The organism is Oribacterium parvum ACB1 (assembly GCF_000238055.2).
In the GTDB taxonomy this organism is placed as follows: Bacteria; Bacillota; Clostridia; order Lachnospirales; family Lachnospiraceae; genus Oribacterium; species Oribacterium parvum.
Genome location: NZ_KE148312.1, coordinates 1 through 7,500, shown reverse-complemented (window position 1 = coordinate 7,500; position 7,500 = coordinate 1). Strand labels below are relative to the sequence as shown.

The window sequence follows — 7,500 nt, the reverse complement described above, 5'->3', positions numbered from 1 at the left end:
ACTACAGCGCAAGCTGTACCTTGCAAAGCAAGGCTCCGAAGTTGCTTCAAAGCAACAAGGAGGTCCAATACATAAAATCTGTCATCACTGACAGTTAAAGTTCTTTCTCCAGTCAAAACTTAGCTTAGCTTCATTTTGTCCTTTTTTACTTTTGGTTTATTAAACCGTTCGTGTAAGTTTCGTTTGAAACATTACTGAAAATTCTTTAGAATCTTCAGGGTCTGTGTATTATTCGATCTTTGATTTTCAAGGTACTGTTGGCAATCCTCTTCAGGACAGCCATGCTATTATAACAAAGAGAGTTTCTTTGTCAAGCATTTTTTTCGGTTTCCCGAAAACGGAGTAAGAGGGATTTGAACCCTCGCGCCGGTTTCCCGACCTACACCCTTAGCAGGGGCGCCTCTTCGGCCTCTTGAGTATTACTCCTTTTATCCCTGCCAAAAGGGATTCACCTAGAAAGGTGCTTTACTAGATTATCAAATTCAGATTTTTATGTCAAGGAAATTTTAGGAGTTTTCTTCCTGACTTTCTCCCGCTTCTTGATTTTCTTTTTCTTCCCTCAAGTCTGTATTTTCTAAAGCAGTTGCTTCTTCGGATTCTTCCTCATCTTCTGTCTCTCTAACCTTGGCAACGGAAGCAATAACAGTATCGGTATCCTTATCGATATCCATCAGCTTGACACCGGAAGTATTTCTTCCCAACACACTGACCTTATCAAGATTGATTCGAATCATAATTCCTTCCGTGGTAATAAGAAGCAGTTCTCTATCCTTATCACAAAGCTTAAAGCCTACGATATCTCCGGTTTTCTCCGTAATCTTATAGCAACGAATTCCCTTTCCGCCTCGAGCTTGTGCCTTAAAGCAGCTCTTGTCCGTCAGTTTTCCGTAACCCTTTTCAGAAACCAGAAGGAAATGTTCTCCCTGAGAAGCCTTCTGCATACCGATGACTTCATCACCTGCATTTAAGCGAATACCGCGTACACCCATGGAGGAGCGTCCGGTTGCACGGACATCCTTCTCATTGAATTCGATTGCCATACCCTTCTTCGTAACCAGGAAGATTTCTTCATCTTCAGAAAGAAGCTTTGCTTCAATCAGCTGGTCTCCCTCATTTAAGGTAATAGCAATCATGCCGTTCTTCCGCACATTGGCAAACTGGGAAAGTTCCGTCTTCTTAATAACACCCTTCTTTGTTGTGAGAATAAGGTATTTTTCCTCATTGGTATCTCTTAAGCAAAGAGTCGCCGTAACCTTCTCATTTTCCTGTAAGGAGAGGAGATTTACCAGCGCTGTTCCTCTTGCCGTTCTGCTTGCCTCCGGAATCTCGTATCCCTTGATACGGAATATTCTTCCCTGGTTTGTAAAGAACATGACATAATGGTGGTTTGTCGTCATAAAGAGGTCTTCGATATAGTCATTTTCTATCGTCTGCATACCCTTTATGCCTTTTCCGCCTCGATTTTGCTGGTGGAAATGCTCCGGAGACATTCTCTTGATGTATCCTAGACTGGTAGATGTAATGACCACATCGTCGTCCGAGATAAAGTCTTCCGCCTGAAAATCTTTATCAAAACTGAACTGTGTCTTTCGATCATCACCATACTTCTCTGCAATGGCATCCAACTCTTCCTGAATTACGGAAAGTAGCTTGTTTTCATTTCCTAAAATCTCTTTATAGTAAGCAATCTTTGCCAAAAGATCGTTGTACTCATTCTCCAGTCTTTCTCTTTCCAAACCGGTAAGAGCTCGGAGACGCATATCCACAATCGCCTGCGCCTGTACATCGGAGAAGCCGAAACGGCTGATCAAATTCTGCTTTGCTTCATCCACATTTTTTGCGGCACGAATCATGGCAACGATTTCATCGATATGATCAAGCGCCTTTAAGAGTCCCTCTAATATATGTGCTCTGTCTTCACACTTTTGAAGATCGTACTCTGTTCTTCTTCGAACAACATTGACCTGGTGTCCTAGAAACTCCTCCAAGATCTGCAGTAAATTAAGAATCTTCGGTTCTCCGTTCACAATGCAAAGCATGATGACACCGAAGGTTTCCTGCAGCTGCGTATGCTTATAGAGCTGGTTTAAGATGACCTGCGGATTTGCATCCTTTCTAAGCTCGATATTTATTTTGGCATTGGAATTCTTTCCCGCCGCGTCATGGATATAGGTAATGCCGTCGATCTTCTTATCTTTAACAAGGTCTGCGATTTTTTCAATGACACGGGAGCGGTAAACAAGGTAAGGAAGCTCTTTTACAATGATTCTGTGCTTTCCGTTTGCCATGGTCTCAATTTCGCAAACGGCGCGCATCTTTACCTTTCCTCTTCCGGTTCGGTATGCCTCTTCCACATCCCTTTTTCCGAGAATCGTGGCTCCTGTCGGAAAATCCGGTCCCTTAACAATGGGAAGAAGCTCGTCAATTTCCGTCTTTCTTCCCGCAATGCGGTTCTCAATGATTTTATCTACACCGGCAATCACTTCTCGAAGATTATGAGGAGGAATATTGGTGGACATACCTACTGCAATTCCGGTTGCTCCGTTTACGAGAAGATTCGGAAAACGCGCAGGAAGCACGGTCGGCTCATCGTATTCATTAGAGAAGTTCGGCATAAAGTCAACCGTATTCTTATTGATACCGGACAGCATTTCCGCTGCCATCTTGGACATCTTTGCCTCGGTATAACGCATAGCCGCAGGACTGTCTCCATCTTCTGATCCGAAGTTACCCTGCTTATCAATTAAAACATAGCGCATGGACCAGGGCTGTCCCATATATACTAAGGATCCATAAATAGAAGAGTCTCCATGCGGGTGATATTTACCCATGGTCTCTCCTACGATGGTCGCACATTTCTTGGTTTTCTTATCCGGTGTTACTCCAAGGCTTTGCAGAGCATAGAGCACTCTTCTTTGTACCGGCTTAAGACCGTCTCTCACATCCGGAATCGCTCTGGATACGATAACGCTCATGGCATAATCGATGTAGGAATTTTCCATCGTCTTTTTCAGATCAACTTCCTGCACCTTATCGAAAATATTCGGCTCCAAAATCTACCTCCTATACATCCAGATTCTTAACATAGCGGGCATTCTTCTCAATAAACTCTCTTCTGGGTTCTACCTGATCTCCCATCAAAGTAGTAAAGGTAATATCGAGCTCCGCCTTGTCGTCTTCTTCCATGTTGACACGAAGAAGGGTTCTCGTTTCCGGATCCATCGTCGTTTCCGCGAGCTCTTCCGTATCCATTTCTCCCAAACCTTTAAATCGGGATACATCCGCTCCATCCGCTCCGATTTCTTTTAAAATATTTTGATACTCTTCGTCTGAATAGGCATAGTAATGCTTTTTGTTCTTGGTGATATTAAAGAGAGGCGGTTGTGCAAGATAGACATGGCCCTCTTTAATGAGATCCGGCATAAAATTATAAATAAAAGTCAGCATCAAGGTGGAAATATGCGCTCCGTCCACATCGGCATCGGTCATAATGATAATTTTATGATAGCGAAGCTTTGACAAATCAAAGTCTTCATTGATTCCTGTACCGAAAGCGGTAATCATTCCCTTTATTTCTTCATTGGCATAAATCCGATCGAGTCTTGCTTTCTGCACATTCAGAACCTTTCCGCGAAGGGGAAGTACCGCTTGTGTTTCCGGATTTCTTCCTTCCTTTGCAGGCCCCAGTGCAGAGTCTCCCTCAACGATAAAGATTTCACAACGTTCCGCATCCTTACTACTGCAATCGGCAAGCTTTCCGGGAAGTCCAACACCATCCAGTGCGGATTTTCTTCTCGTTAAATCTCTTGCCTTTCTTGCCGCGGCTCTTGCTCTTTGCGCCATAATAGATTTTTCACACATGACTCTGGCTACGGCCGGGTTTTGCTCCAGAAAATAGGTCAACTGTTCCGAAACAATACCCTGTACGGCAACCTGTGCTTCGGAAGTGCCAAGCTTTTGCTTGGTCTGTCCTTCGAACTGCGGATCTTCAATTTTCACGGAAATGATACAGGTTAAGCCCTCACGGATATCCTCTCCGGAAAGATTCGGCTCACTGTCCTTTAAAAGCTTATTCTGTCTTGCATAATCATTAAAGGTTTTTGTTAATGCATTTTTAAAACCGGTCAGGTGAGTTCCGCCCTCAGGAGTATTGATGTTGTTTACGAAGGTATAAATGTTTTCCGTATAGGAATCATTGTGCTGCATCGCTACTTCAACAAGAATCTGCTCTTTTTCCCCCTCACAGTAAATAACATCGGGATAGAGCGCTTCCTTTCCTTTGTTTAAATAAGTAACGAACTCCTTAATTCCTCCTTCATAGTGGAAAGTCATTTCTCTAAGTTCTTCTTCTCTTTCATCCACAAGCTTGATGCGAAGATTCTTGGTGAGGAAAGCTGTTTCTCTTAAACGCACCTTTAAGGTATCAAAATCATAGATACTTTCTTCAAAGATTTCGGCATCAGGTAGGAAATGAACCTTGGTTCCGTGCTCTTCTTCCGTACAAGTTCCGATACACTCGATTTCCTTCGTTACTTTTCCTTTCGAGAAGGACATAGTATAGATTTTTCCGTCTTTACAAACCGTAACATCCAAGTATGTTGATAATGCATTTACGACACTTGCTCCCACTCCATGCAGTCCGCCGGAAACCTTATAGCCTGATCCGCCAAATTTTCCTCCTGCGTGAAGCACGGTAAATACGACTTCCAGAGCGGATTTTCCCGCTTTTTTCTGCAAGTCTACCGGAATTCCTCTACCGTCGTCTTCTACGGTAATAGAATTGTCCTTATGGATAGTAACGGTAATATTGTCGCAAAAACCGGCCAGAGCCTCATCTACGGAATTATCCACTATTTCATAAACCAAGTGGTGTAAACCGCGGGTAGAGGTACTGCCGATATACATTCCGGGACGTTTTCTTACCGCTTCCAAACCCTCCAGTATCTGAATCTGATCCGCACCGTATTCCTTCGATGCGTGAAACTGTTCATTCAGATCCTGATCTTCTCTCTCTATTGCCATGAACCCTCCTCTATGGACATTCAATCTTTCCGCCTTCCACATAGTAAAGCTTATCTATGGGAAAACGATTTTCTATTAAATCTTCTAAACCGGTGCATGTGATGATACTTTGCACATCGGAAATTTCATCCAGTAAAAAATTCTGCCTTTTTTTATCGAGTTCCGAAAAAACATCATCTAAAAGTAAAATAGGATAATCTTCTATCTTTTCCTTTACGAGCTCAATCTCTGCAAGTTTCAAAGAAAGAGCCGCCGTTCTTTTCTGCCCTTGCGAACCGAACTTTCGAATGTCTTCTCCGTTAATTTGAAACAAAAGGTCATCTCTATGCGGTCCAACCAATGTAATTCTCTGCTTTTTTTCCGTATCCCTTGCTTTTATGATTGCTTCGGAAAATGCTTCTTCTCTTACATTTTCCTCGTAAGAAAGAAGAAGTTCTTCCCTTCCTCCGCTGATATTTTTATGAATTCGTATCAGCTTATCCTGCAGGCTTTCTATAAATTCTCTTCGTAAACGAATAATGGCCTGCCCATATTTTACAAGTTCCTCATCCCAAACGGAAAGACTGTCTTCAAGCTGCGGTTTAAAGGCAATATCTTTCAGTAATCTGTTTCTTTGCATTAAAACACGATTATATCTTGCTAAATTATGCAAATAGAATTTATTTAACTGACAAAGTTCCAAGTCAACAAATCTTCTTCTTTCCTTCGGACCGTCCTTAATGAGACTTAAATCCTCCGGAGAAAAAATAACCACATTGGCCAGTCCGAAAAGGTCTGAAGCCTTTTTTACCGGAAAGCCGTTTATTGCAATCCCTTTTACACTATTTTTTTTTAAATGGATATCTATGCGATTCTTATGTGATTTTTTTTGTAAAATCATCTTGATATGCGCTTCTTCTTCCGAAAATCGAATCACATCTCTATCCTTGCAAAAGCGAAAGGACTTGGAGCTGGCCGCAAAGAAGATTGCTTCCAGTAAATTGGTCTTTCCCTGCGCATTATCCCCGTAGAAGATATTGTTTTTTTCTCCCAGAGAAAGCTTCAAACTTTCATAATTTCTGTAATTTTGTAGCTCTATGGACTCAATAATCATTCTACTTGATCCGCATTGAAGTTAACCGGCAAAATCATATAAATATAACTTTCTTCCTTATCCCTTATAAATACAGGAGAACGAGGAATCGTAAAATAAAGAGAAACCTCTTCTTCATCTATATTTTGCAAAGCATCTATCAAGAAATTCGGATTAAAACCGATTAACAAATCCTTTCCTTCCTGCTTTACCGGAATCTCGGCATCCATTCTTCCCAAGTCGGAAATAATCTTTAAGGACAAGTTATCTTCGGCAATCTTTAAAATAAGCGGTTGCTTATCATTGTCCCTTGCCATGATTCTTGCCCTGTCGATATCTTCCAAAAGCTGCTTTCTATTTACAATTATTTTTGTTTCATAGTCAGTAGAAAGCATCTGCTTTACATGAAAATACTCTCCTTCGACAAGCTGTGTAATGACTGTGGTATCTTCATAGTGAAAAAGAAGATACTGTTTTGAAAAATACATCTCCACCATGTCATCCAATCCACCGGACATAATTTTTGACAAATCCGCCAAAACTTCTTTTGGAACGATAGCACTCTGCTCCGAGTAGGAATCCTTTAAGCAGGTTTTTCTTATAGAAATACGATGACCGTCTAGAGAAGTAACGGAAAATAGATTATCCTTAATCTCAAAATATTCTCCCGCCATTTTCTTGTTATTTTCTCCGTTTGCAGTAGAGAAAATAGTCTGGTTAATCATATTTCTTAGAGAAAATTGAGAAACAACAACAGCTTCCTGTTTTTCTACAATCGGTAAAGAAGGAAACTCATCCGCATTTCTTCCCATAATCTTGAAAACCGATTTTTCACATCGAATAATACAATTTCCGTTGTCTTCCGTTTCAATGTAGAGCTTTGTTCCTTCATTTTGAGGTAAACGTTTAATGATTTCCTGAAACAGTTTTGCTTCTAATGCCACTTTTCCGGGTTCTGCGATTTCACCTTTACAAATACTCTCTATTCCAAATTCCGATTTATTACCAATCAGAACAATTTGTCCCTTTGTAGCATCAATCAGGATACATTCCATAATACTTATTGTTGTTTTGGAGGCTACTGCTCGTCCTACGACTTGGATAGCCGAAATTAGGTCATTTTTTTGAAAGTATAATTTCATGGATTCTCCTTCTTTCTTTTTTCTCTTTCTTTTTCTTTAGTAGTATTACTAGGGTTTGTGGAAATGTGAAATCTCTATTTTCCCTTTGTTTTATCTGTTTCCGGAAGAAAAAAATTTTGTGAATTAGTTCAGGATTCATTGCGGAATCAGGGAGAGATTTTTTTCCGTAAATTTTCTATTGTGGATTGCAATTGTTCGTTTGTTGGTAATTCTGTGGATATTTTTTCGCAACCATGAATCACGGTAGAATGATCTCTTCCCCCT

4 protein-coding genes and 1 tRNA gene are annotated in these 7,500 nt (G+C 40.9%); all 5 read right to left on the bottom strand.

Annotated features, from left to right (window positions below):
* Window positions 1-338: 338 nt before the first annotated feature.
* A tRNA-Ser gene (locus HMPREF9625_RS00025) sits at window positions 339-426 on the bottom strand.
* A gap of 80 nt (window positions 427-506) precedes the next feature.
* Window positions 507-3,053 (bottom strand): DNA gyrase subunit A, encoded by a 2,547-nt coding sequence (gene gyrA / locus HMPREF9625_RS00020; protein ID WP_009535931.1) that lies wholly within the window; start codon window positions 3,051-3,053, stop codon window positions 507-509.
* A 10-nt stretch (window positions 3,054-3,063) separates the two neighbouring features.
* Window positions 3,064-5,022, bottom strand: a complete 1,959-nt coding sequence (gene gyrB / locus HMPREF9625_RS00015) for a DNA topoisomerase (ATP-hydrolyzing) subunit B (RefSeq protein ID WP_009535930.1) — start codon at window positions 5,020-5,022, stop codon at window positions 3,064-3,066.
* A gap of 10 nt (window positions 5,023-5,032) precedes the next feature.
* The gene (gene recF, locus HMPREF9625_RS00010; protein ID WP_009535929.1) at window positions 5,033-6,115 is read right to left on the bottom strand and encodes a DNA replication/repair protein RecF; all 1,083 of its coding nucleotides are present in this window, start codon (window positions 6,113-6,115) and stop codon (window positions 5,033-5,035) included.
* Complete coding sequence (gene dnaN / locus HMPREF9625_RS00005) at window positions 6,112-7,236, bottom strand: DNA polymerase III subunit beta (protein ID WP_009535928.1); 1,125 nt, start codon at window positions 7,234-7,236, stop codon at window positions 6,112-6,114. The genes recF and dnaN overlap by 4 nt, the downstream gene beginning before the upstream one ends.
* Between the last annotated feature and the right edge of the window lie 264 nt (window positions 7,237-7,500).

Bases quoted from the DNA above. Each gene is read 5' to 3' on its own strand.
- gyrB (WP_009535930.1), bottom strand. From the start codon at position 5,022: ATGGCAATAGAGAGAGAAGATCAGGATCTGAATGAACAGTTTCACGCA.
- recF (WP_009535929.1), bottom strand. From the start codon at position 6,115: ATGATTATTGAGTCCATAGAGCTACAAAATTACAGAAATTATGAAAGT.
- dnaN (WP_009535928.1), bottom strand. From the start codon at position 7,236: ATGAAATTATACTTTCAAAAAAATGACCTAATTTCGGCTATCCAAGTC.